This window comes from Streptococcus sp. 20925_1_44, assembly GCF_041432435.1.
Taxonomy (GTDB): Bacteria; Bacillota; Bacilli; order Lactobacillales; family Streptococcaceae; genus Streptococcus; species Streptococcus infantis.
This window is the reverse complement of the sequence record NZ_JAPVZQ010000004.1, coordinates 222,298-248,826: the sequence shown is the minus strand read 5'-3', so window position 1 is coordinate 248,826 and position 26,529 is coordinate 222,298. Positions and strand designations below refer to the sequence as shown.

Annotated in this window: 22 protein-coding genes and 1 pseudogene; 9 read left to right on the top strand and 14 right to left on the bottom strand. The window is 39.6% G+C overall.

Annotated features, from left to right (window positions below; all coding sequences use genetic code 11):
* Positions 1 to 27 precede the first annotated feature (27 nt).
* The 3 genes from O3643_RS06750 to rpsP are packed head-to-tail and all read right to left on the bottom strand — an operon-like array spanning position 28 to position 934.
* Positions 28 to 360, bottom strand: coding sequence for a MazG nucleotide pyrophosphohydrolase domain-containing protein (locus O3643_RS06750; protein WP_178894814.1), 333 nt, complete (start codon positions 358 to 360; stop codon positions 28 to 30).
* 42 nt (positions 361 to 402) lie between these two features.
* The gene (kphA, locus tag O3643_RS06745) at positions 403 to 642 is read right to left on the bottom strand and encodes an RNA-binding protein KphA (protein WP_000379617.1); all 240 of its coding nucleotides are present in this window, start codon (positions 640 to 642) and stop codon (positions 403 to 405) included.
* Positions 643 to 661: 19 nt separating this feature from the next.
* Positions 662 to 934: a 30S ribosomal protein S16 gene (gene rpsP / locus O3643_RS06740; protein ID WP_004253064.1), complete on the bottom strand. Its 273-nt coding sequence runs from the start codon at positions 932 to 934 to the stop codon at positions 662 to 664.
* Positions 935 to 1,413: 479 nt separating this feature from the next.
* On the opposite strand from rpsP, the gene O3643_RS06735 reads away from it, so the two are divergent.
* The 8 genes from O3643_RS06735 to O3643_RS06700 all read left to right on the top strand — a co-directional run bounded on the left by O3643_RS06735 (position 1,414) and on the right by O3643_RS06700 (position 6,888).
* Positions 1,414 to 2,010: a DUF3796 domain-containing protein gene (locus O3643_RS06735; protein WP_371500728.1), complete on the top strand. Its 597-nt coding sequence runs from the start codon at positions 1,414 to 1,416 to the stop codon at positions 2,008 to 2,010.
* Between the two features lie 2 nt (positions 2,011 to 2,012).
* The gene (locus O3643_RS06730) at positions 2,013 to 2,237 is read left to right on the top strand and encodes a helix-turn-helix transcriptional regulator (protein WP_049509150.1); all 225 of its coding nucleotides are present in this window, start codon (positions 2,013 to 2,015) and stop codon (positions 2,235 to 2,237) included.
* Positions 2,238 to 2,436: 199 nt separating this feature from the next.
* Complete coding sequence (locus O3643_RS06725) at positions 2,437 to 2,646, top strand: hypothetical protein (RefSeq protein WP_004253056.1); 210 nt, start codon at positions 2,437 to 2,439, stop codon at positions 2,644 to 2,646.
* A gap of 112 nt (positions 2,647 to 2,758) precedes the next feature.
* Complete coding sequence (locus O3643_RS06720) at positions 2,759 to 3,502, top strand: DeoR/GlpR family DNA-binding transcription regulator (protein ID WP_004253055.1); 744 nt, start codon at positions 2,759 to 2,761, stop codon at positions 3,500 to 3,502.
* Positions 3,503 to 3,515: 13 nt separating this feature from the next.
* Positions 3,516 to 4,334 carry an HAD family hydrolase gene (locus tag O3643_RS06715; protein WP_371500763.1) on the top strand — a complete coding sequence of 273 codons (819 nt, stop codon included), beginning with the start codon at positions 3,516 to 3,518 and terminating at the stop codon, positions 4,332 to 4,334.
* A 65-nt stretch (positions 4,335 to 4,399) separates the two neighbouring features.
* The gene (locus O3643_RS06710) at positions 4,400 to 5,206 is read left to right on the top strand and encodes a peptidylprolyl isomerase (RefSeq protein WP_004253053.1); all 807 of its coding nucleotides are present in this window, start codon (positions 4,400 to 4,402) and stop codon (positions 5,204 to 5,206) included.
* A 26-nt stretch (positions 5,207 to 5,232) separates the two neighbouring features.
* A complete protein-coding gene (locus O3643_RS06705) occupies positions 5,233 to 5,472 on the top strand; it encodes a zinc-ribbon domain-containing protein (protein ID WP_004253050.1) in 240 nt (79 codons plus the stop codon).
* A 111-nt stretch (positions 5,473 to 5,583) separates the two neighbouring features.
* A complete protein-coding gene (locus O3643_RS06700; RefSeq protein ID WP_371500725.1) occupies positions 5,584 to 6,888 on the top strand; it encodes a hypothetical protein in 1,305 nt (434 codons plus the stop codon).
* Positions 6,889 to 6,990: 102 nt separating this feature from the next.
* Here O3643_RS06700 and abc-f read toward each other — a convergent pair whose 3' ends face one another.
* The 10 genes and pseudogenes from abc-f to O3643_RS06650 form a co-directional block, all read right to left on the bottom strand.
* A complete protein-coding gene (abc-f, locus tag O3643_RS06695) occupies positions 6,991 to 8,532 on the bottom strand; it encodes a ribosomal protection-like ABC-F family protein (RefSeq protein WP_049509151.1) in 1,542 nt (513 codons plus the stop codon).
* A gap of 1 nt (position 8,533) precedes the next feature.
* Positions 8,534 to 9,007 (bottom strand): VanZ family protein, encoded by a 474-nt coding sequence (locus O3643_RS06690; RefSeq protein ID WP_254804245.1) that lies wholly within the window; start codon positions 9,005 to 9,007, stop codon positions 8,534 to 8,536.
* Position 9,008: 1 nt separating this feature from the next.
* Positions 9,009 to 10,094 carry a 23S rRNA (adenine(2503)-C(2))-methyltransferase RlmN gene (gene rlmN / locus O3643_RS06685; RefSeq protein WP_004253810.1) on the bottom strand — a complete coding sequence of 362 codons (1,086 nt, stop codon included), beginning with the start codon at positions 10,092 to 10,094 and terminating at the stop codon, positions 9,009 to 9,011.
* 16 nt (positions 10,095 to 10,110) lie between these two features.
* Positions 10,111 to 10,644: a YutD family protein gene (locus O3643_RS06680; RefSeq protein ID WP_004253808.1), complete on the bottom strand. Its 534-nt coding sequence runs from the start codon at positions 10,642 to 10,644 to the stop codon at positions 10,111 to 10,113.
* Between the two features lie 163 nt (positions 10,645 to 10,807).
* A complete protein-coding gene (gene gla, locus O3643_RS06675; RefSeq protein WP_371500722.1) occupies positions 10,808 to 11,713 on the bottom strand; it encodes an aquaglyceroporin Gla in 906 nt (301 codons plus the stop codon).
* 307 nt (positions 11,714 to 12,020) lie between these two features.
* Entirely contained in the window at positions 12,021 to 13,181 is a 1,161-nt protein-coding gene (locus tag O3643_RS06670; RefSeq protein WP_371500720.1) for an acetyl-CoA carboxylase biotin carboxylase subunit family protein, read from the bottom strand.
* A 12-nt stretch (positions 13,182 to 13,193) separates the two neighbouring features.
* A pseudogene (locus O3643_RS06665) lies at positions 13,194 to 13,934 on the bottom strand (esterase family protein).
* 21 nt (positions 13,935 to 13,955) lie between these two features.
* Complete coding sequence (locus O3643_RS06660; RefSeq protein ID WP_371500718.1) at positions 13,956 to 14,780, bottom strand: alpha/beta hydrolase; 825 nt, start codon at positions 14,778 to 14,780, stop codon at positions 13,956 to 13,958.
* Between the two features lie 135 nt (positions 14,781 to 14,915).
* Positions 14,916 to 16,130: a tRNA uracil 4-sulfurtransferase ThiI gene (gene thiI, locus O3643_RS06655; RefSeq protein WP_371500716.1), complete on the bottom strand. Its 1,215-nt coding sequence runs from the start codon at positions 16,128 to 16,130 to the stop codon at positions 14,916 to 14,918.
* 8 nt (positions 16,131 to 16,138) lie between these two features.
* Positions 16,139 to 17,281, bottom strand: coding sequence for a cysteine desulfurase family protein (locus O3643_RS06650; protein WP_371500714.1), 1,143 nt, complete (start codon positions 17,279 to 17,281; stop codon positions 16,139 to 16,141).
* 136 nt (positions 17,282 to 17,417) lie between these two features.
* Here O3643_RS06650 and O3643_RS06645 point away from each other — a divergent pair, with 136 nt between their 5' ends.
* Positions 17,418 to 17,819 carry a DUF6556 family protein gene (locus O3643_RS06645; protein ID WP_371500712.1) on the top strand — a complete coding sequence of 134 codons (402 nt, stop codon included), beginning with the start codon at positions 17,418 to 17,420 and terminating at the stop codon, positions 17,817 to 17,819.
* A gap of 145 nt (positions 17,820 to 17,964) precedes the next feature.
* Here O3643_RS06645 and O3643_RS06640 read toward each other — a convergent pair whose 3' ends face one another.
* Positions 17,965 to 26,430, bottom strand: a complete 8,466-nt coding sequence (locus O3643_RS06640) for an SIALI-17 repeat-containing surface protein (protein ID WP_371500710.1) — start codon at positions 26,428 to 26,430, stop codon at positions 17,965 to 17,967.
* Positions 26,431 to 26,529: the final 99 nt, after the last annotated feature.

The following is a 26,529-nucleotide window of genomic DNA, read 5'->3' as shown; positions in this document are numbered from 1 at the left end:
ATTTTCACAAGTTGGAGAAAAGAGCAACTATGGATGGTTTCTTGCTAAAAAGCCTTCCAAATCTTGTTCATGCTGATACTTGATGGCTGCCTTCTTGTCTTTTTCAAAAATGGTCTTCGTTAGGTCAATATCGTTGATAGCTGCAATTGCCACTGTATAGTGAATGATATCTGCCAACTCCTTTGCCAATTCCTCGTTTGAATCTTGGACACCCTCTTTTCTACCGGAACGTCCATTTAAAACCTCAGCGACTTCTCCAACTTCTTCAACTAGTTTTATAAAGAGTCCTTCTTCTGTCCTAGATTGTTGATAATGGTCAAGTAAGTATTCCTCTAGTTGTCTAACTGTTAAATCTCTCATTCCTTCTCCTTGCAAAAAAAGCGAGACTATGTCCCGCTTTTCTTATTTTTCGTCAATAACGATTCTTACTTTTTTGTCTTCAGTTGGGACAGAGTAGACAATCGTTCTTATCGCAGAAATAGTGCGACCCTTACGACCGATTACACGACCCACATCGCTTTGGTCAAGATCCAAATGATACTCCAAAAATTCTGGTGTATCTTCAATCTTGATAGTTAAGGCATCTGGTTGTGAAATCAAAGGTTTCACAATTGCAATAATGAGATTTTCAATCGTATCCATCTGTCAACCTACTTTAAACTTATTTTGAGAATTTAGAATCGTGGAATTTCTTCAATACACCTTCTTTTGAAAGGATGTTGCGAACTGTATCTGAAGGTTGAGCTCCATCAGCCAACCATGCAAGAATACGGTCTTCTTTCAAAGTTACTTGGTTTTCTTCAACAAGTGGGTTGTAAGTCCCAACTGTTTCGATGAAACGTCCGTCACGTGGTGAACGTGAATCTGCAACGTTAATACGGTAGAAAGGTTTTTTCTTAGAACCCATACGAGTCAAACGGATTTTAACTGCCATTTTTAATATCTCTTTTCTTTTTATTTTTTATTTCGGTGAAATAGCTAAGCTATTTAGCACATGTTCTATTATAGCAGATTTCTGGATGGTGTCAAGAAAAAAACTTGACAGAGTTTAAATATTTTTAAATTTTTTAGACTAATAGGGATAAATTAGAAAGAAAAAATTAACTTCTACACCTACAAAGCTTACTCTGATCGACTTTATAACTGTCTAAGAAAAAAGTAAAGATTCATACAGTATCTAGATTTTCCAAAAATTCTTTATCATCAAATACTATTAACGAAACTATCCAAACCAAATTCGATGCATTGCTTCAAAGAATTTTTTAGTTGTTTGACTAGCGAGGTATTTATTAAAAAAATTTTTCAAATAATTGCCACATTGACACATAAATTCTTGCTTTCTAAATTTAAGTGTGATATATTTATAACATAAATTTAAGTGTTATATATTTATAACACAAAAAGGAGTCTATCATGAAAAAAAGTCAAAAAATGCGTGGCCTCATTGCAATGATTGCCGTAGCTCTCTTTATTGATTTTATTGTTTTATTTGGTTCTAACCTTAGTTGGGGACCCAAGTTAGTTATTGTTGGTATTTCAGTGTTAGGTCAAATTATAGCTATTTGGAGCTGGCTACATATGAAACCACGGCCTCATAAGATTCAGAAAGGTATGGGGAAGACTATTTTTGACTTGTCTGCTAAGCTTTACACGGTACTTTTATTTGCAGCAAGCATTTTTTATACAGTAGGGATTTGGGTTGCGACCCCAAGCGAAAGTTCTGGTATTAAAGAATGGATTTTGGGAATTGGCCTCGTTATTGAAGTGATTGTATTTGGTTTTTTCTGTTTGAAAAATGTCAAGGAAACTCCAGACGAACGCTTTTATGCTAATTTAGCCAAGGCAGCTAGCTTGATGTTTGTTTTTATACTAGGCGCACTGATAATCCTAGCAGTTATCATTGGGTATATAGGGTATCTCACTCTTCACATGGGCCAGATCTTTATTAGCATAGCTGCCTTGATTTTCATCTTTGCGGTTGTCTATTTTATCTTGGAACGGAGAGGATAAGCATGGCCAAAGAAAGCAAGATTATTACTAATCTCAAATCAATTCGTGAGTCCACAGGCATGACCCAGCAGGAGTTAGCCGACCTTATCGGCATGCGACGCGAGACAATTCTGCACTTGGAAAATAATCGTTACAATCCTTCGCTGGAAATGGCTCTTAAAATTGCTCAAGTTTTTGATTTGAAAGTAGAAGACCTCTTTGAACTCAGACAGAAAGAGGAAGCATAATTCTTTTCGAGACCTAGCATTAAGTTCATTGATTAATTAGGAATTGAAGCCAAAAGAAAAAATCCTTTGAAAATGTGCTCTTTTAAAATATAGTAATTCTTATGGCATTGATATCCCAAAACATTTAGATACGCTTGTTGAAAAAGGATATGCTATTATCGAAACCGCCTTTGACTCGCTTTACCATCTAAATGCTACTATGAAAAAGAGTATCCTTAAAAAGAAGGGTGTTACTGGACTCTCCAAGATGAAGGCCACCGAATTGAATCAAGCACTTCATGATCATTTTTCAGAAGAAGAATTAGCTAACCGCTTTTCGATTCGTGGCTATAAACTAACTCCAAAAGGTGAACAAGCTCTCAAAGACCATCAAGTAATCATTGACCTCCATCCTAAAAAGAATCTTTAATCAACCAAAGCTGGTTGATTTTTTTGTAATTTTTTAAAACACTTACAAATCATTACAATTATTGACAAATGCTTATAAAAAGAGTATAGTATTAAAAAAAGGAGGAATTCCTATGTACCAAGAACAACGATTAGAAGAAATCATAAAACTTTTAGAGGATAGAGGAAGTCTGTCAGCAAAAGAAATGGTTGACCATTTCCATGTTTCCAAAGATACCATCCGTAGAGATTTTTCAATTCTCGCAAAGGAAAAACGAGCAAGAAGAACTCATGGAGGTTTATTGCCAATTCAAAAGCAAAGGATTCTTGATTTTCAAGGTAGAGCAGAACAATCTTCTAAAGAAAAAGAGAAAATTGCTCATTTAGCTACCCAACTCATTTCTGATTCACAACTGATATTCTTTGATGTTTCAACCACTATACTTGAGTTAGCAAAAATTATAGATAAAAAAGTTACTATTTTCAGTCATTCATTAGATAACGCACTTATCTTAGGAAATAATGAAAATGTCGATTTTCATATTCTCGGTGGAAAATTTCATAGACAGAATCGTTTTTATTATTCACTAGAAGAATCCAATACTTTAGAGGGAATTAGATTTGATGTAGCATTTTTTGGCGCTGCTAGTCTTTCAGACGGACAAGTTAGTTTTGAGGATCAAGAAGATGTTCTCATGAAAAAAAGAGCATTTAAAACTAGTAAAATTCGCGTCTTGTTAGCTGAAACAGGAAAGATAAACAAACACTCTCATTTTATACTTTCTGAACTAGCTGATTTTGATTACTGGATTACAGATAAAGAGCCTGATGTAGAAATACAAGAATCTTTAGATGGTAGAACAACAATACTATTTTAAAAAGGAGCAAAATATGTCAAGAATTAATTTAATTATGAGTGATATTGACGGCACTATTTTGGATAAAAATCACCAATTAGATTCTTATTTGATAGAACTGATGCCACTTTTAAAACAATGTAATATTCCTTTTGTTCTAGCTTCTGCTAGATCTCCTCTCGGTATAGCTCCAATTTCTAAAGAACTTGGCATCACCGACTGTCCTATTGCCTGCTATAATGGAGCACTCATCAGTTTAGGAGATAAAATCCTAAGTCAGTATTCTATTGATAAAAGCGAATTGCTCTTACTTCATGACTTTTTGAAAAAAGAATTCCCGACAGTTTCTATAAATGTTTATTCTGGAAAAGATTGGCTTGTGAATACTATTGATGAATGGGTAGAAATCGAAGCAACTATTACTGGAGAAAGTCCAAAAGTTACATCTTTAGCAGATTTTATAAGAGACGAGAAAACTCTTGTTCATAAACTTTTGCTGATAGATAATACGGATACCATACAGAAACTTCAAAAAACCTTATCCTCAATAGATTTCCCTCAAACCGACTTCTATCTCTCTAAAGATAACTATCTAGAAGTTACACATAATCAAGTATCCAAAAAACAAGCTCTGTTAGAATTAGCAAATTACTATCAACTTCCCCTTACCTCAATTATGACTCTCGGTGACAATTATAATGATATTCCCATGATTGAAACCGCAGGGCTAGGTATAGCCATGGGGAATGCTCCTAGAGATGTCAAAACTTGTGCAAAAGCAGTTACTGACTCTAATGAACAAAATGGAGTAAGTAAAGCTATAAAGTTACATGTGTTAGATAAATATTCTTAATTGAAAATTTGAAATCCCCTTTCTTTTACGGTACAATAGTAAAAATGATTTTTGAAAGGACTAATATGAAAAAATTAGCTACACTACTACTCATTTCAACTTTTGCTCTTGGTGGATGCACAAGCATCCAACGTGCACTTCGTGGTGATGATTACGTGGATTCTAAAATTGCTGCTGAAGAGAGTTCGAAAGCTGCTGCCCAAGCAGAAAAAGATTTGAAAGACGCCTTAACAAACGAAAATGCTAACTTCCCTCAACTTTCTAAGGAAGTAGCTGAAGATGAGGCTGAAGCTATCCTTCACACAAGTCAAGGTGATATTCGTATCAAACTCTTTCCTAAGTTAGCTCCACTTGCGGTTGAAAACTTCCTTACTCATGCTAAAGAAGGTTACTACAATGGTGTGACTTTCCACCGTGTAATTGACGGCTTTATGGTACAAACTGGGGATCCTAAGGGAGATGGAACAGGTGGTGAATCTATCTGGCATGATAAGGATAAAACCAAGGACAAGGGAACAGGTTTCAAAAACGAAATTTCTCCATATCTCTATAATATCCGTGGTTCTCTATCTATGGCCAATACTGGTCAGCCAAATTCAAATGGTAGCCAATTCTTCATTAACCAAAGTACAACAGACTATTCATCTAAACTTCCTACAAGTAGCTATCCTAAGAAAATTATCGAAGCCTACAAAGAAGGCGGAAATCCAACTCTTGATGGAAAACACCCAGTCTTTGGTCAAGTAATCGATGGGATGGACGTTGTAGATAAAATTGCTAAGGCTGAAAAAGATGAAAAAGACAAGCCGACTACTGCTATCACTATCGATAGTATCGAAATTGTTAAAGACTACGATTTCAGTAAACAATAACATCATTAGTTATAAGGAGATGTAAAATGATTCTATTTTGGGGGTCAAAAGGTTACCAAAAAGTGTTGGGACATACACAGACTACTATCGAATGTGGCCATTGTAACAATGTTGATACTTGGGAAATTACGGAATATGGACGCAAGTTCACTCTTTATTGGATTCCACTCTTTCCTTACGGAAAAACTTATTTCGTTTCTTGTCCGATTTGTCACTACGGTAAAGAAATCCAAAAATCTGAGATTGAACAATATTTAAACTATTAAAAAAAGACAGGTCATTCGGCCTATCTTTTTTATTTACACTTTTATGTAAACGCTCTCTTTTCCACTTCAAATATGATATAATTTAGTCAATAGTAACGAGGAGGTTCTCCTATGAAACCATACAAAATTAGTGTAGCTCGGCTCAGTCTTATCATGATAGGATACTTTATCTTTAATTATGCTTATTCGATTACTTATGATTCCGGAGGTTTTGCTTTTATATCCATGGGGAAAGAACTTATCTTTTCATATGGGGCAATTGTGCTAGGAAATATTTTTATGTTTAGAGATATTTCAAAATTAAAAGCCTCCTTTGAAGATAATGCGTTTATTCAAAAATCTTCTACAATACAGTTAGTCCTAGCTACAATTGGATTTTTTATGCAAATAATAGGTTTCAAGGGAGCTCCACTTAATTACATTGATAATTATCCCGTACTGGTTTGCGCAAGTATTGTATACTCTATCATTATCATGATTGCTATTTATCAGACAATAAAGCTAGGGCAAGAAAAAGATAATGCTACCATAGCTGGCTTTATCTTTGGGGGGATGATCATTTTTCTCACTATCATAGCACTAGTTATAATCACTTCTCCATCAATTAAACACACTACTAAACACACTACTCCTTCTTTCGCTGAAGAATTTCAATCACTTGGGCTTAAAGGAAAGGTTGAGGTAGTTGATAAACACAGAGAGATTGAAGCATTTTATGGAACTGCCTACAAGCTAACATATACAGAAAATTTATCCGATGGGACTATTTTAAAAGAAACTACTACTGCAAAAATTCATGGAAAGGATGGAGAACATTTATCAAATTTCTTTCTTCCTTCAGGAACAGATCTTGAAACACTTCTTAACGACAAAGAAAAGGCACTGTTTCACACTGTCAAACAAGACGAATTCAGTTTCTTGCTAGATGTATACAAAGAAAGACCAAATCTACAACAAGAAGAAGATAGTATCAAAAATGCTACTGCTGACAAAATAAATAAGCTTTTTGATACACCAGGAAAAATTGCTTCTAGTTTTGAATTTAGAAAATATCCTATAGAAAACTACTATGTTGCAATGATTAAGCAGGCTGTCAGCAATCGAGAAAAAGGGGATTCTGACGCAGCTGGTTTTTATAATATTACAACAAAAGACCTCATGAAAAACAAAGGTCTTACTCTCGATTTTGATTGTGACCTTTCGAAAATCAAGGTAGAAAATGGTAGTCCTGTGGATACCTTAAAGGAAAAATTCTTATCTTTACCAAAAAACTCATTTTCCGATGGAATTTATAACATAAATTGTTATTATGAAAATGGAATACAGAAGAAAGTTGAAGTTACCTGCCCATTTGTTGTTGAAGATGGTGTGGGACACTTTGAAGAGGATGAAATCGTGGAAAATCAAACAAATTAGTTATTTTTGATACTAAAACAAGTTGATAGCAGCACGACTTCTATTATTTGTAACCCTCGTAAAAAAAGCCAAGTCATATAGACTTGGCTTTTTTATGGCTATTTATGTTAGTTCATTGAAATCCCAGATTTGGTCCATCCAGCCTTCATAGAAGTCTGGTTCGTGGCAGACCATAAGGATAGAGCCCTTATACTCTTTTAGAGCTCGTTTAAGTTCATCCTTGGCATCCACATCCAAGTGGTTGGTAGGCTCGTCAAGTACAAGTACATTGTTCTCACGGTTCATCAAGAGACAGAAACGAACCTTGGCTTGTTCTCCACCTGATAAAACTTGAATCTGGCTTTCGATATGCTTCGTCGTCAAGCCACAGCGAGCAAGGGCTGCACGGACTTCTGCTTGGTTGAGAGCTGGAAAGGCATTCCAAACTGCTTCTAAAGGGGTCTGACGATTGCCACCTTCCACTTCTTGTTCAAAGTAGCCAAGTTCTAGATAGTCACCACGTTCAACTTCCCCAGCAATGGGTGGGATAATGCCCAAAAGACTCTTCAATAGAGTTGTTTTACCGATACCATTGGCACCAATAATGGCAACCTTTTGATTGCGCTCAAAGGTAAGATTTAATGGTTTTGTAAGTGGGCGATCGTAACCAATCTGCAAATCCTTGGCTTGGAAGATAAAGCGTCCAGGTGTACGAGCTGGTTTAAAATCAAAGGACGGCTTTGGTTTCTCACTTTGAAGCTCGATAATGTCCATCTTATCCAATTTCTTCTGGCGAGACATGGCCATATTACGGGTAGCAACACGCGCCTTATTACGGGCTACGAAATCCTTGAGATCAGCAATTTCTTTCTGTTGACGCTCATAGGCTGCTTCCAGCTGCGATTTCTTCATGGCATAGACTTCTTGGAACTGGTAGTAATCGCCAGAGTAGCGTGTCAACTGTTGGTTTTCTACATGATATACGATATTGATCACATCATTGAGGAATGGAATATCGTGCGAAATAAGGACAAAGGCATTCTCATAGTTCTGCAGATAACGCTTGAGCCAGTCAATATGCTCCGCATCTAGATAGTTGGTTGGCTCATCCAAAAGCAAGATATCTGGCTTTTCAAGGAGGAGTTTAGCCAAAAGTACCTTGGTTCTTTGTCCACCAGATAAGGCTGTTACGTCCGTATCCATACCATAATCCATGACACCAAGAGCACGCGCGACTTCGTCAATCTTAGCATCCAAGGTATAGAAGTCACGACTTTCCAAACGGTCCTGAAGTTCGCCGACTTCTTCCATTAGGGCATCAATATCAGCGCCCTCTTCTGCCATTTCCATGTAGAGTTCATTGATACGTGCTTCGGCTTTGAATAATTCGTCAAAGGCTGTACGCAAAACATCACGCACAGTTTGACCTTCTTTGAGCACAGCATGCTGGTCCAGGTAACCTGCTGTCACGTATTTAGACCATTCCACCTTACCTTCATCAGGTAGCATTTTTCCAGTTACGATGCTCATGAAGGTTGATTTTCCTTCACCGTTAGCACCGACTAGTCCGATATGTTCCCCCTTGAGGAGACGGAAGGACACGTCTTCAAAAATCGCACGGTCACCAAAACCGTGACTTAAATTTTTAACTTCTAAGATACTCATTTTAATTCCTTATCTTGTTTTTATGTAGTAGTTTATAAAGGACCCAGGCTAGGTAGCCACCCAAAGTATTGGTCCATAAATCATCAATCTCAAAGACCCTATTGAAATCAAAGAAAAAGTCTAAAACTAGCTGTGTGCATTCGATTCCCAAGCTCAATAAAAAGCTAAACAAAATCACACGCTTCGTTTTTCTTAGTGCAGGTATAAGATAGAGAAGCTGGAAAATTAAAGGGAAGAGCAAGAGGATATTTAAAGCATTTTGTAAAAAAATCCAAAATAGTTGTATAGGGCTAGTTACTTCTCCCAGATTCCAAAGGGAGTTAAAAGGCGTCAAAAGAAAAACCAGGCGTCCAAAAGTTTGAATACCTGGAGTTACCACTCCTGTAGGAAGTTGAGGCTGGGGAGTAAAACAAAAACAGACGATACAAAGACTGTATAACACGATTCCCAGGCTTAGTAATGTTTTTCGATTCATCTTATGGATTTACTTCAGCTACTGCTTTTTGGCGATCACGTTTCATAGTATTTGAACGCAACTGTCCACACGCTGCATCGATATCTGTACCGTGTTCTTGACGAACAACACAGTTGACACCTTTTTTCTTGAGAGTATCATAGAAGGCCATTACACGCTCTTTCGGACTACGACTGTATTGGTCGTGCTCACTGACCGGGTTGTAAGGAATCAAGTTGACATATGACAATTTCTTAATGTTCTTGAGCAATTCTGCCAACTCAAGCGCTTGTTCGACTCCGTCATTGACTTCATTTAGCATGATATACTCAAAAGTTACACGGCGGTTGGTTGTTTCGATGTAATACTCAATCGCTGCAAAGAGTTTTTCAATTGGAAAGGCACGGTTAATCTTCATAATGCTTGAACGCAGTTCATTGTTTGGAGCATGAAGAGAAACAGCAAGGTTAACCTGGACTCCTTCATTGGCAAACTCACGAATCTTATGAGCCAAGCCAGAGGTTGATACGGTGATATGACGAGCACCGATTGCCATTCCCTTATCATCATTGATGGTACGAATAAAGTTCAAAACGTTATTGTAGTTATCAAATGGTTCTCCAATACCCATAACAACGATATGGCTAACACGCTCATCTTGACCACGTTCGTCAAAATATTTTTGAACCAACATAATCTGGGCAACAATTTCTCCGTTATTGAGGTCCCGTTGCTTTTTGATCAAACCTGACGCACAGAAGGTACAACCGATATTACAACCTACCTGAGTCGTTACACAGACTGATAAGCCGTAGTGTTGACGCATAAGCACAGTCTCAATTAACATACCGTCTGGTAACTCAAAGAGATACTTCACAGTACCATCGGCTGACTCTTGAACGATACGTTGTTTCAAGGGATTGACTACAAACTGCTCGTTGAGTTTGGCAATCAAATCCTTAGACAAGTTAGTCATTTCTTCAAATGTCTGAACACGTTTACGGTAAAGCCATTCCCAGATTTGATCCGCTCGGAATTTCTTTTCTCCTTGCTCTAAGACCCATTCTTGCATTCCTTGACGAGTTAAACTATAAATCGACGGTTTCATCTTTTCTCCTTATTTTCTAGTCTTTCTTACGGATGACGAAATGACGTTGTCCCTTTTCTTCATTCTGAGGTTTCTGTTCTTTACGGCGACGTCTATTTCTCTTGTCTGTATGATTTTTTTTCTTATTTTGAGAAGACTTTTTCCCTTTACGGTTGTCTTTCTCTTCTTCTTTCTTGCGCATTTTTTGGTCAAATGGTGCTCGTTTCGGTGTCTCGTTTTCTAAGACAAAATAGGCACATCCATAGCTACAATACTCGAGTAGGTAATCTTGTAAACGACTGATTTTCTCGAGAGATTCTTCAGCTCGCTCATTCTTGTAGAATCCTCGCAAGCGCAACTGCTCATTGCTCCAGTCTCCTACAATATAATCATACTTGTTTAAAACTTCCGAAAAGCGTTGAGTAAAAGCTGTTGCATCAAAGGCTTCCTTACTATTTTCAACCAAGTTGAAGGTGAAACCTTCAGCCTCGACTTTATCTCCAGATAGATGAAATTCTGGACCAGGGAATTTATTGTAATTGTATAATTCAGGTGCAATTTCTTTACGCATAATATTCCTTTTTAACGTTTACTTAATACTCTATTTTACCATATTTTTGCCATATTTACATCTTTTGATTTAAAATGAAAAAAGTCTGACGATTTCACCCTTTAATTCTAAAAGACACAACTGTAATAAAAAGAAAAAACTGGGAAAACCCAGTTTTTAAATATTATAGGTAAAGTAATTTGAAAAGTGCTACAGCGGCAATAGCAGCAGCAATCGGTGCAACTACTGGTACCCAAGCATACCACCATTTTGAATCACCCTTGTGTTCACCAAGGATTGATTTAGGAAGTACTGCGTGAAGAAGACGTGGTCCAAAGTCACGAGCTGGGTTCAAACCTGGTCCTGAAGGTCCACCAAGAGATGTTACCAAGGCCATTACTAGGAAACCAAGTGCCAAGTGTGCGATACCAAGACCTGGTGACAAGAATGGAGCCACTTGAGTTTTTGCTTGTTCAAGAGCTGCTGTTACTTGTTCTTGAGGAATTGTTTGACCTTGAGCAGTCGCTTGTGCCACTTGGTCATTAATCAATCCTTGGGCTTTAGAAAGCAATTCAGCACCAAAGAAGTTCTTTGTCATACCGAGTGCTGCGAAGAAAAGAACAAATGACCCAACAAACTCATTGATAAATCCGTTCACAGTTGCTGCATAACGTGATTCTTTTGTTCCGTGGTCGATACTTGAAATTGTTGAGAAAGTTCCCAAGATGTTATTTGGATTTTCTGTCTTCAAGTAGTAAGGACGGTGAGTCGCAACAACCAAGGCTTGTCCGAAGATTGCTCCCAAAACTTGCGCGATGATGTATTGGGCTACTTGTGACCAAGGGAAGAGACCGCTAACTGCAAGTCCAAGAGTGAAGGCTGGGTTGATGTGGTTACCAGAAACGTTACCAAACATCAAAGCTGGAATCATAACCCCCATACCGTAACCAACAGCGATAACGAGCCAGCCACTTTGGTGACCTTTCGTACCTTTAAGTTCAACGTTGGCAACTGCACCATTACCCAAGATAATCAAGATGGCTGTTCCCAAAAATTCAGTGGCATATTTGACTGCCCATGTGAAATCCATTGATAGATTCTCCTTAATATTTTTTTGACAATCCCTATTCTATCAATTTTTAAGGCTTTTAGCAACAGATTTTCTAAAAGAATCCTATGGAAACGCTTTTATTTAGGGCTTTTAAAAAGAGAGTGGGACAGAAATCGGTAATTCGTTAGAATTCGATTTCGTCGTCCCACCTCCGCACAGTTGAGTAGGGCTGTAAAAGCTGATGAAATCAGCGAAGTAGAGCCCACTCAACCACTGCGTCTTGCTCGACAATCCAAAGAAAATTGAGAGGCTAGGACTTTTGTCCCAGCCTCTTCATATCCTATTACTAACGCTGACCAAAGTCCTTAATCATCTGCTCCATTTCCTCACGACTTGGTGTCGTAAGCATATAGAGATAGTCTCCTTGCAATTCAGCAAAGGCTGCCGGCATGATTTTCTTTACTTTGAACTGCTGACCATATTTAGAGAGCAAGTCTTCTTCTGAATAAACATAGTTAGCATTGGCGCGACGAGATGTTGCCAAGCAATACTGGGTTTCAAACGGAGACTCTGGGAATGCTTCACCTGCAACGATAGCTGCATAGCCCTTGTACAAATCCAAGGAATGCGCATAATTATAGACATCGATAGTGAAGCCACCCGCTGGACGGTTATTGTACTCAATAGCAATATAATCATCACCCTCACGGAAGAACTCGATATGGAAGAAACGTTCTTTCATACCAAATTCCTTGACAATTGCCTCACCATACTTGCGAAGTTTCGGATCCATATCTTTAAGAACATAATAAGAATTGTCCATCTTGTAAATCATGAGATCAAGGGGTGTATGGGCATAGTCAAAGGTAGTTGAAAAGACAATATTTCCATCTCTATCTACCAAACCATCGAAGGTACAGATTTCACTAGAGGTGACAAATTTTTCAAAGAAATAAACGGTTGAGTGGTCCCATTCAGCCTTAAAGTGGTTTACATCATCTTCTGTTTCAAGTTTGAAGGTTGCTGCCGCACCTACTCCATTGTCAGGTTTTGCAATCATGGGAAGACCGATTTCTTTCACAGCTTTGTCAACATCTGCTTCTGTTTCAATGACAGCTCCTGGAACGACTGGTACTCCCGCTTTTTTGAAGAGTTTCTTCATTTCAGACTTAAACTTAGTCTTCTTGAGATCTTCTGGTTTGGCACCAAAAACATTGAACTGTTCACGAAGAGCAGCATCCAACTCTAGCCAGTATTCATTGTGTGATTCAATGCGGTCAATTGGACCATGCTTATAGAAAAGAAAGGCAACTGCTCGTTTAACCTCATCGATATTTTCAAGATTATCAACTCGGAAGTACTCCGTCAAGCTATTGCGCAATGGTTCATCTAGCTGTTCGTAGGGTTCTTGCCCAATCCCTAGAACTGTGATTCCTTTATTGGCTAACTCAATACTAAATTGCTGAAAATTTTGTGGGTAATAGGGTGAAATTACAAGATAATTCATAAGCAACTCCTTTTATAGACTCATATGACCGAGGAAATAAGGCATTTGTTTGCGCCACCATTCCCAGTCATGGGCAACATCGTGCCCCCATTCTGCAAACCAGGCAGGAATTTGTTTTTGGTCAAAGGCTTCTTTTAACTTGTAGTAAGAAGGAAGGCCATCCTGTTCCCAAGCACCTAGTCCAGTACAAATCACAATCTCAGCCTGACGGTAACGATCAATAAACCAACCATCATTTTGATTCCAGATATAGTCTACTGGTGAATTTTAATAGATAGCATCATCGTTGTAGTAATCTCCAACAAAGAAACGAGCATCGTAGATACCACTGAGGGCAATTACCTTGGTAAAGACATCTGGATGCTGTAGGAAGAAGTTGAGTGCATGGTAAGCTCCCATAGAGCATCCTGTTGTCATCATACCGTCAAACCAGCCTGTCTTGTGCTTGATAAAAGGAATAGCTTCTTCAATCACATATCGTTCATAGGCACGGTGCATCTCAGCTTGATCATGACTATTTTTCCAAGTCGCAAGCCAGCTCTCACTATCTACACTTGAAAGGGTAAAGAACTGCACGCGACCTTCATCGATGAAGGATGTACAAGCATCAATCATGCCAAAATCATAGTATTCATTGTGGCTACCACCTGAAGAAGCAAAGACAACAACTGGGATGCCTCCATGTCCGTATCGATTGACATACATTTCACGGTTAAGATGACCACTCCAGTGGCTAAGATGTTCAATATGCATATCCTGTCTCCTTTATACTAATTACCAATTTTCTGCAAAAAAGCGTAGGCAAGCTGGAAGATTTTCTGACCATGGCACTTCATGGTGAATGGCTCCAGCCTGAACCTTGAGAGAGAGATTTTCCAACTGCACTCCTCCTGCTATCAAATCATGATAATAGCTAAGAGAAGAGTCAATATAGGCCTGCTTGATATTACCAGCCATAAGGGTCTTATCCGTGTCATCTGCTTCTTCCGTCCCGACATAGATGAAGACTCGTTGATCAGGTAATAGTTTTTTACGCTCCATATAGCGATCAAAGGCCTCTTGGTGAAGCCAGTTGGCTGATGAGAACACTCCCAAACACCCAATCTGATCCGGATACTCCAAGCCAATAAACTGGGTAATATTGCCACCTAGAGAAGACCCAACCATAGCAGTGTGTTTACGGTCTGATTTTGTACGATAGTTTTCATCGATAAAGGGTTTGACCACTTCCATGACAAACTCAGCGTACTCGACTCCCTTACCACCAAACTGTTGACCGGGAATATTAGACTCTTGGAATTTCCATGCCGCATACTCGTTCATTCGACCAAGCCCATCATTGTCAATAGCCACAACAATCATACGGCTAATATCTGGATTCCGTTTAATGGTAGGAATGATCTTCCATGAATGACCGACATAGGATTCTTTACTGTAAAAAACATTTTGACCATCATGGAAATAGACAACCGGATAAGTTCGATCCGTGTCTTTCTCGTAGTTTTTCGGGAGAAGAACACGTACACGGCGGTCCTTGCCTGTGTATGGAACCTTGAGTTTATGCTCTCGCATTTTCAGGTAAAAGTAGGATTGATTCATTGTCAGAAAACTCTCTATATTCAAAATTTTACCTAATTATATCATAAAAATAGAAAAAAAGTCAGTTTCCGTCCAAATTTAGGACAATAAACTAACTTTTTTTACTTATTTTATTTTTTCCTCTGGTTTTTCTGATTAAAGGAGGTCATCAATTAACTCATCAACCGCATCTTTCTCAGCTTGAGGGGTAATTTCAGTAATCATAATTCCTGCCACTGCTCGCTCAACCAATCCTTCAACATCCATACGGGCTTCATACTGTTCAGCATTCTTAATTTTAGGATTTGTTTTGGGACGATCAGGCGCAAAAATCGTACAGCAGTCTTCAAAAGGTTGGATAGAAATTTCAAAGGTATCAATTTCCTGCGCAATGTCAATGATTTCCAACTTATCCATAGTTACAACTGGTCGGATAATCGGTGTATTGGTTACGGCATTGATAGCCTGCATACTTTCTAGGGTTTGGCTTGCCACCTGACCAAGACTTTCACCATTGATGATGACCAAACCATTTCGCACTTCACGGATACGATCGGTAATCCGCATCATAAAGCGGCGAGTCAGAGTCATGAGATAAGCTTCTGGAGCCTTAGCCTTAATCTCTTCTTGAATCTCCGTGAAAGGTACTTCGATAAATTGGATATTACCACCGAACTTAGTCAATTTACGGGTTAAATCTTGGGCTTTTTTGAGGGCACCTGGACTGGTATATGGTGGACTCGCAAAGTGAACAGCTTCGATATCCACTCCACGTTTTAGAGCTAGATAACCAGCTACAGGAGAGTCAATCCCCCCTGACAACATGAGCATACCTTTCCCAGAAGTTCCAACTGGCAAACCACCAGCCCCACGAATGGTCTCATAGGAAAGATAAGCCGCCTCTTCACGAATCTCCACTTGCAGATTAATATCGGGATTTTTCATCTGGGCTTGAATAGTTGGAATAACATCAAAAACAGCACCACCAAGAACTTGGTTGAGTTCTCGACTATCCAGTTCAAAGTTGTGATCACTACGTTTGCTAGAGATCTTAAAGGTCATGCCTTCCTTATAAATGTCCTGCATAATTTCTTGGACAGAAGATTTAAGAACTTCTACAGATTTTTCAACCTTATACACTGGAGAAAAGTTTTGAATCCCGAAAACCTGTTTGAGAGACTCAGCTACTGCTGCATAGTCGGCTCCATTAAGATAAGCATGGGCACGGTCGCGATCAGCAGTTACCTTGACTTGAGGATAGATAGATAAAACATCTGAGATATTATTACGTAGTTTATTGATGAAACGCATACGGTTTTTACCTTTGGTTGAAAGTTCCCCGTAGCGAATCATAATTTCTGAATATTGCATGAATGCTCCTATCTTACTTTTCTAGTTTGATTGTAAATTAATTTTAGTTTGGTCAAAAATTGCTCAACTTGACTCATGTCATTTTCTAGGTCTAGGCTGACGCGTACTGCTGACTGGGCCTTATCTTTTTCAACACCCATGGCAATCAAGGTACCCGCAGGTTTTCCTGCCTTGGACGAGCAAGCAGAGGTTGTGGAAATGAAAATATCATAGTCTTCAAATGCATGAACAATGACTTCACCACGGACACCCTTAATCCCAAAGGTCAGAATATGAGGAGCAAAGTCTTCCTCACCTGAGAAAACAAAAATATCTGGATATTCGAGTAGAGCTTGCCGAATGACTGCCTTCATCTGACTCGTTTTGCTTATAAACAAATCCAGTTTTTCCATAGCTAGACGCAGAGCCTTGGCTGTCGCAGCAATACCTGATACATTCTCAGTAGTTGAACGATAGTCACGCTCTTGGCCACCACCAGTTAATAGGGGGGTGATTTTCTTGCCAGACTTGATATAGACAAATCCAACACCACGAACTCCGTGGAATTTATGACTAGAGAAGGTCGCAAAATCCACTCGGTCAGTCAAATACTTTTCTGTCGGAATCTTAGCTAAAGCTTGAACGGCATCAACGTGGAAGGAAATCGTTGGCTTATCAGCTAATAGTTCTGATATAGCTTGAATAGGCTGGATTGAGCCGATTTCATTGTTGACTGCCATGATAGAGACTAGCGTTGTATCAGGACGAAGTAGATTTTCTAAAGAAGCTACATCTACAAATCCTTTTTCATCTACTGGTGCAAAATCCACCTCAAATCCTTGAGTCTGAAGCCAAAGAGCAGACTCCTTAACCGCTGGATGCTCAATTTCTGACACGATGATGTGTTTACCAAACTGAGCTTTTTCAAAAGCGACACCTTTGATAACCCAGTTATCTCCTTCGGTACCACCAGAGGTAAAGAAGACTTCTTCGCTTTTCTTACCAATTAAATCTGCAATCTGCTGACGAGAAGCTTCTAAAATTCTGGTAGATTGGTCGCCCAATCGATGGAGACTGGAAGGATTTCCTATAATTTTTGAAGCAACTTGCATATAGGTCTCTAATGCTTCTGGGTAAGGCTTGGTCGTAGCTGAATTATCAAAGTAAATCATGGTTTCTCACGCTTTCTAAAATCACTCCTTCTATTGTAACACGAAACAGTTCAGGCGACAAGAAATGCCGTTCAGGTTCATTTAAGTTTTTTTTAAAGATTTTGGGTATAATGAATCATGGTAAAGGAGAGAAATTATGTCTAACTATCGCAGAAAATCAAAACCTAAAACTGAACATATCAAAAAAGGCTTTACCGTCTTTCAAAAAACAATTGCAACTTTAGCCAGTATCCTTGGTTTGATTACAGCTAGTATCACTATCATGAATGCTTTAGATAAAAGCAAAGATCATAAAGATACGACTCCACAAACAACCATTATCAAGGAAGTTCAAAAGGAAGCTCCCGCTGAATCCAATGCACCTGCACAAAGTCAGTCTAATAATCAAGAAACAACTCAAAAAGAAGAAGTTCAAACACCTAGCAAGAAGGAAGATACAAAATCAGATGACAATTCTCAGAAAAATGAGCAATCTGATTCTTCATCAAATACTCCAACTACTGAAGCAGGAGTTAGCGCTAATAACGGAGCATCCTAAACATTGCTCAACACCAACAGTTACTTCTTTGGTATTTTTATTTGCTAGTTTTTCATTTCATTTTTATCACAAAAAAACCAGGAACTAATATCCCTGGTTTTTCATTTTTAAAACAAGATATTCTGCATCGAATGAAGATTCGTACTTAGTCTTCTTTCCCTTTTTTGATAAAGGTTGCAGAGAGAACCAATCCAAGACTAGCTAGGAAGGCTAAGCCTACTGAATCTTGCTCACCAGTTGCTGGAAGTTGACCTTTAGCATCAGTCGCTGGTGCATTTGGTCCTTCTGGTTCTTGTTTTTGGTTTGTTGAACTTGAAGGTTGCTTGTGATCCGCGATTGGTGTAACTGAGTTTGCAACAGGCTCTTTATATTCTGGAACCTCATTCTTAGCTGCTTCAACCCAATTAACGCCACCCTTGAATTCTGGAAGCTCATTCTTGTCCGCTTCAACCCAATTAACTCCGCCCTTGAACTCTGGAACATCATTCTTAGCAGCTTCAACCCAATTAACGCCACCCTTGAACTCTGGAATGTCATGAACAGCTGCTTCTGCAGCATTAACGCCACCTGTAAATTCAGGAATTTCAACTACTGGTGGTTGCTGTTCTCCCTTACTTGAAAGAACTTCCGGTTCTGGATCCGGAGTTGGTTTCGGATCTGGAGTTGGCTCTGGATCTGGAGTTGGCTCTGGATCTGGAGTTGGTTTTGGATCTGGAGTTGGCTCTGGATCTGGAGTTGGTTTTGGATCTGGAGTTGGCTCTGGATCTGGAGTTGGTTTCGGATCTGGAGTTGGCTCTGGATCTGGAGTTGGTTTCGGATCTGGGGTTGGTTTTGGATCTGGAGTTGGCTCTGGATCTGGAGTTGGCTCTGGATCTGGAATTGGTTTTGGATCTGGAGTTGGTTTTGGATCTGGAGTTGGCTCTGGATCTGGAGTTGGTTGCTCAGGTTCTTCTGAAAGTTCTTGATAGTAAGTCGTCATTTCATAGAACTCTGGTTTGCCACCTTCCCAAATGAGTTTGACATCAAGTAACGGAGCCTTATCTCTGACTGCAAATGTTTGGAAGCTTGAAGTAATTGCTCCCAAATCTGTCCAAGCACCGTTTCTGTCTGTTTTCAGAGTGCGAGCAAGTAAACGCGCTGCTACTCCTTTAGGCAGACTAGAAACAAGTCGGATGTGGTTGGCGTCTGTTGGTTCTGACAAGTGGTATACTAACTCACCTTGGTCTTTCTCAGCCTTATAGCTTGTCAATACTTTGCCATCTACAAGATTTGTGTAAAGGTTGCCTCGACTTTCTCCACCATTTCCTTGAACAGTTGGGTCGTTGATTGGTTTCACAAATTCGCCGTCATTGATAACTAACTCAGTAAATCCAACAAAACGAGCATCGTAATTAGCAGTGAAGAGAACACGGAGATAGTTAGCTTTAACTGGACTTGCAAGTTCACCTTCAATGTAGCGATTTCCAGGCATCTTAGAATCATGTGTCCATCCATCTGTCAATGAATCATCGCGCATTTCATTAGCGACACCATCACCTACTGTCACAACATCTGTCCATGTCTTACCATCTTGACTAACCTGAATCTTACCATCACGAAGATAGTTCTTCGTACCATCTTGGATATAGGCTCTAATCTTCTTGATTTCACGTTCGCTACCAAGTTTCAAGGTAATATGACCATCTTTACGTGCATAGTCAGAGAACTCTACAAAGTTATTGTAAACACCATCAAACAACTGATCCAAATTCTTGATCTTGCGAACATCATTTGCACCGTAGTAGGCATCAATTCCCATAGATGTAGAATCAAGTTTAGTTGGCTCCACTTCTTTTGTCTTAACGAGTAAAGATGTCGCTGTCACTGCTTGTTCTTGGTCAGTCTTATTAACCAAACGAGCATAACGTACCAAGGATTTATCAGTTACTTGGTTAGCTGGATACCATTCTTGTGCATTTGGAGAGAATTCTAAGTCAAGGGCTGGATTTCCAATACCAATAGCCTGAATACTTTCAGCTTGGTGTAGACGGTCTAGCTTCATACCCAAGTAGCTATGAGCTGGAAGCTTAGTGCCACTTGGAATTTGCATGTCATAACGACCGAGACTGTCATATACTGGTGTTGATTTCAAACTTTCAACATTAGTATCTGTCATCTCGCTATTGCCAGCACGTGTTTCAACTGAGAAGTCAGCGATACGCCACCATAGATTGATATTCTTGGTGTTACGAACACGGATGTAGCGAGCTGAAATTGGAGTTTCAATCTCTTTGGTTTGTTCACCAGCTAAACGATCCAATTCTTGCCATGAAGTACCATCTGTAGAATACTCAAGAACACCTTCTGCCAATTTATCTCCTGATCCTTGAACGAGGCGGACCTTAGTTACAGGTTTGACTCCACCCAAGTCTAGTTGAACCCAACCACCGACTGGAGTTGTATCTGTTCGATCAGCATTTGCAAGCATGGCTTCAGTATTGTCACGACCATCTGTAATCTGAGCAACTGTCGTATTGTACTTGTACATAAGATTTGGACTGATGGTCACTGTAGCTGCCTGTTTAGGACGACTTACTTCTACAGGACGGTTCACAGCGATTTCTCGGACAGCAAACCAAGTGTTCTCACGATCAGAAGTTGCAATCATTCGAACAGCTTTAGCATTGATATTGAGATTTTCAAATTTAAGAAGAGGCTCATTACCAGTGTAGCTTGGTTCTGAAAGTGTTACCCACTCATCATTTTCATTTAGGTACTCAACCTTAGCATTGTTAAAGGTATCGCGTGGATTTGCTTGAGTTCCCATTGCAAATGTCAAGTTTTGAATTGGAACAGCTTTATTAAATTTCAAACCAATGTAGTCACCAGTTTGGATGCTGTTTGGTGATTTGACAAGGGCATGTGTTCCTAAATCACCGTCAGTGACTTCAGCAAGTCCACCTTCTACACCTGTACGGTTTGTGATAAAGGTGCTGATTACTTGGTCTGGGTGTAGGGCTTTTTGAACTTCAGTTGCCAATACTTCACGAAGGCCAAGCAAGAATGGACGGATATGTTGTACACCCAACTCAGCTCTTTCATCATGGTCTACATAATGGAAAGTATAAGTTTGTGATTGTTCATAAAGTTTCAAGCCCTTGTAATAGCTATCCCAAAGTCTAGCAGAATCATTGTTTTCAATAGCTTCTGATCCATCTAGGAAAGCACTCAAAGCATCCATTTGGTCAATGGCATTATCCAACCAATAGTGGATTTGAGCACGCATCTTTTCGTCACCAGATGCTTTATAAAGTTGTGCTGCAGCTTTTAGTTTAGCAAATTCTGCACGCAAGTCAGCACGCTCTGCGCTGACATCTTGACCAGCTTTCAACTTAGACATGAAGGCCGCCAATTTTGGTGCGAGTTCAACAGATTCTTCCAATTTCACAACACGACCATCCATGTTTTGGTTGATCATATGTTTACCAAGTTCACGGAAGGCAACAGATGTTTCACTGTCAGTAAATTTACCTGTTTCAACAAAGTTGAAGGCGATGTCATTTACTTTCTTAGCTTCTTCTTCAGACTTCCATTGTTTCCATGCATACTGAGCTGCAGAGAAGAGAGCAATCTTAGAAGGCTCAGATTGTTGCATTGGGTTCAACATGATACCTGAAAGGAGGCTTGGGTCCACATTTGGATGAAGGAATTTCTCACCGCCACCCAAAATCAAGTGTTGTTTAGAGTTATCTGTAACAGGCCAGTTAATCCATAGAGAAACTGGGCGGTAGGTCTTACCTCCTGCAGTCAGATTATTCTTAAGGTTTGAAAGGAAGCTTTCAGATACTTCACCCCAAATCTTACCACCAGTAAGGGTCATAGAAGTTGAAGTTGGAAGATTTTCATTTAGAGATTTCAACTCATCTTCACGACCATTACCCCAATACTGACCTGGGACAAAAATCATTTCCTTACGAAGGCCAACATAAGTTGCTTGTTTTTCAGTCAACCAATCTGTCATGTCCTTCATCAAGCGGTTGTAGCTATTGTAGCCACCAACTGGACTTGGAGCATCATCTGCCAAAATACCGAACTCACGAACACCGACATCCATCAACTGAGTGAATTTAGCCTTAATAGTTTCAAGGTCTTTTTGGTAATCAGCATCGTTGCCAAAACGGATACGGTTGTTCATGAATGGGTGGATGGTCCAAACATAACGAGTCTTGTTTTGGTTTCCGACACGCGCCAATTCACGGATTTCAGCTAATTTTTCTTCTGGATAGAGTTCACGCCATTTCTTGTTGTGGTATGGGTCATCTTTTGGTGCAAAGAAGTATTGGGTCAACTTCAAGTCACCACCAAAGCGCATCAATTCAGCACGATCAGCATTGCTCCATGGATTTCCATAGTAACCTTCGATAAAACCACGATTCTTAATTTCAGCGTAGTCTTCAACAGTTACATTACGTAAAACTGGAGCTTCGCTTTCATTAAGCATGTGTTTAAGAGTCGTCAATCCATAGAAGACAGCATCTGTATCTTTACCGACGATAGAGATTGTATTGTTCTTGATTGACAAAGCATAAGCATCAATCTTATCAAAGAGTCCTTGAGAAATACCAGATATTTCTTTTTCTGCCTGTGAATGTTGACCATGAACACCAAGATAGATATTTGTAGCACCTGCTACTGCTGCTCGACTGCTTGTGTAAGAGATTTGATGATCTTGTAGTACACTCTTCAAGCGGTTGCGAGTATAAATATCTAGCTGATTACCCATGACAAGATTCACTTGTTTTTGAAGTTTAGTGACACCTTCACCATAAGTGACTTTTTGTGGTGTTGGGAATACCTTGTATTCTTTCTTGAGATAGTCTTGGCTTTGTGCTGCAGCAGCAATCGCATCATCACTGGCTGGTTTTGTAGCTACAAAGCTATCAGCAAGTTCAGTTGTACCATCGCCCACTTCTTCAACTCTTGGTTGTTCTGGAGTCACCGGTTTCTCGGGAGTTACAGGTTTTTCTGGAACAACTGGTTCTTCTGTTTCACTATCAGAAAGCGGCTTGAGTAGTTGAATTTCTGCGGCACTACCAAATCCTGCGACACCTGACAGAACTTTAAATTCTACCTTATTAGTTTCAACTGCCGCAAAATTAACAGTTTTTTCTTTAGTATTATTTTCCCAAGTTCCTGATGCAACCTTAACCATTTGACCATCTTTTTGAGCATAGATTTCATAAGAAGTCACGACTCCGTTACCACCACCTGGACGTGGAAGATAAGTCAAACCATTGACTTTTTCAGGAGCATTCAAATTCATTGCAACTGTATATGGAGCACGGTCTCCAGTCCATTTAGAATGCCAGAAGGTATTCGGATCATTATCGAAAGCTTTTTCAACTGGTCCTTCAGTCTCTGTTCCTGGTGTTTCCTGACTAGTTGCAGAAACTGTGAAATGATCTGTTGGGATTAAACGTGGGTTTACAAATGCTTCATTCGACAACTCTGCACTATGCAAGATTCCTTGGAAGCCACCGATTGTTTCAAGTGGAAGTACCAAGCTATTGTGAGCCAAGCGCGGATGAGCTGGATTTGCAATACGCTCAACCTTTTCACCGTCTACATAAACTTCTGTTTTTTGTGGTTTCGTAACAACAGAGATTTGATAACGTTTATTCTTCTCTAGCTTCTTGTTGAATTGAATATGGAATTGTTCAAATTTATAAGCAAGATAGCCATCCTTGTCTGCAAGATAAAGTTGGTTGTCCCCACTTGTAGAGAAGACTTGCTCTCCATCACCTGTAACAGTTACATCCAATTTCAAAACATGACTCGGACCAACATCACCTACTAAACCTTCGATACTAGAATCTTTTTCAAAATTCAAACCTGCTTCTGTTTTCTTCACATTCTTAGCAAGATATTCCTTGATCGTTTCTGGTTTAATGGTGAATAGGTCGCTATCTTCTATTGTCTTTTCTGGGTTTGAACGTGGTGCATAAACACTTGTTGGTTGGATACGGTCTGCATAGGTCTTAGCTGCACGATCTGAACCCCAAGTGCGTTCTGCAGTTGATTGCATACTCTTGAAGAAGCGTTTAAAGATATCAAAAGATGTCAGTCCAGTTTCATGTAAGTCAATGTTGTCATTCCAGACTGCATGACCACCACCAAGGATATTTGGATTAGATGCTTCTAAGCGTGGTCCTCCACCAGTTGAGAAGTCATTTGGTGTCCAGCGGTTGTATTGAGTTTCATAGTTTGCATAATCCCCATAACCACCTTGACTATTGCTTCCACTTGGAACACTGTAGGTTGGAATATCTGTGATATTGATAATCTTGGCACCCTGAGCAATTGCTGCCTGTGGACGTTGCCAGTGGATACTCCAGATATCCACTTCTACATCTTTCCAATCCACTGGCGTAGTTCCTTGTTTGGCAGAGAGTGAACCCCAAATACGTGGTGTTAAGCCCTTACCTTTGATATACTGAATCATATCATTGACATAACGACGATAACTTTCAGGACTTCCATAGTACTCATCTGTACCGATATGAACTGTTGAAACGCCACGAAGTGGTGCGTCTTCACCATCGAGTAATTTATCATAGACTGATTTAACAAAAGCCAGCGTTTCTTCGTACTTGTTATCCAAGTCGAGCATTGCTACACGTTCTACATTGTGTTTTCTCGCACTAAGTTGACCCTTGTACATCAAGTCTGGACGGACCTTAACAAATGAAAGGGCGTGGCCTGGTGTATCAATTTCAGGAACAAGGTTGATATGCAAAGCTTTAGCTAACTTGATAATTTCTTGCATTTCTTCCTTGGTATAATGCTCGTCAGATGTTAATTTTTCACCATTTTCACCGACAACATCAGTTTCTACACGGAAGCCTGTCTTGGCATTTTTAAGAACATAATCCAATTCTTCTTGTTGGCTGAGATGTTTACCTTCCACGTGTTTATCGAGGAAGATATAGTTGTCGTTCAAGTGCAATTGAAGATCGTTCATCTTGTAGTAGGCCATGTTGAGCATGATATCTACAAGCGTATCATAAGGGATAAACTTACGACCTGTATCTAGCATAAAGCCACGATGGCTAAAGCTTGGGAAGTCACGGATTTCTCCGTTTTGCAAGTCATTTTCACCCATTTGAAGAAGGGTACGTGTAGCATAAAAGGCTCCTGCATTGGTCGCAGCTTCTACAGTGATAACTCCATCTTTAATGGTGATACCATAGCCTTCTTTGCCGTAACCCTTGTCTTCAACCTTCTTAAACTCAATACGGTTTTGTGCTTCTTGACCACCGGTTGCGACTTCCAAACCACGATTTTCAAGGTCAGTTTGGTAGAACTTAGCTTCCTTGTCAAATCCAGAATTCCCAACGGAAATGACAGTTTCAGACGTAATAGAAGTTTTACCTTCAGTGCCGTACCATTGTTGAACTGCTGGGGCAACTGCAGGTTTGGTTCCAACGCCTTCATCAGCATGCAAGCCTTTAATGACAACTTCAAATTCTTTTGTGAAGGTATGGTTATCATTGGTTTGTTGGACCATCACTTTGACATGTTGTTCTGTCAGCGGTGTGTAGATTTTATTATTTAGGTCGATAACACCTTGCTTATTGCTTCCAATCAAGCTAACTTGACCAGGTAATTTAGGCAATACAAGTGATTTTCCGTCTTCAGCAACCGCTATTTCTGTAACTTGACGAATATCTGTTGGTTTGCTGGTGTCTGGAATATTTGAGTAGGCACGAATTTCTTGAATACCCACATTTTTCCATTGCATAGTACCGGCTTGATAATCTGTAATTTCAAGTTTAAGATACTTAGCTTGAACGGCTTCTTTTAAGTCAACTTTTTCATCTAGAACCGGAGTTCCTGTTCGTTGATGAGCCAACTTCCATTCTCCAGGACCTGATCCATTGACTTCGTCTTGACCTGCATAATAGAGATTCCAAGATTTGATGTTTGGATCATTTTGCTCGCCACGAACACGACGGTCCCAATCGATTTCCACATGCTTGATTAAGGTTGTCTTTTCAAGCTTAAATTCGATTGTTGGTTTCACAACATCACGGTCAGTTGCCCAACGAGTATCTGGATTTCCATCAATCGCCTTCTCAGCTGTAAATGGTGTGTTCGCTTCATGGTTTGATGCTGTCGCAGTAGCCTTTTCCAAATGATTGACATCTGGAGTTTCAACCAAATCTTTAGTAACTGGCTTTTCTGCTGGTTTAGCTACTGGTGCTGCTTCTTCTTTTGGAGTCTCAGCTGGTTTTGGTGTTGCTTCTTCCTTAGGAACTGGAGTTTCAGCTGGTTTTGGAGCTACTTCTCCAGTATTTTCAGGCTGAGCTTCCGCATCAGTCGGATTCGTTTCAGTAGGATCAGTTGGTTTTGCTGATTCAGCTTTTTCAATAGCTGCTGCTATATCCGCTGGTAACTTATCCAGGGGCTGAACCTGTGTCACCGTGCCTTCTGTCTCTGCTGGCCCTTCTGTTTCTGCTGCTTGAACCATACCAGCACCAAAAATGCTTGCACCAATCATGACAGAAGCCGCGCCAATTGCAAACTTACGTATACTGTAATGACACCGTCTCTCAAAAAAATGTTTTCCCATTTTCTATATTTCCTTTCCAACGCTTAAACTGGGTAAGCGTTATCATTTCCCTTTTTAAAAAGGGAGGACCAAGAGGTCCTCTCTAGGTGTTTGGTTTTC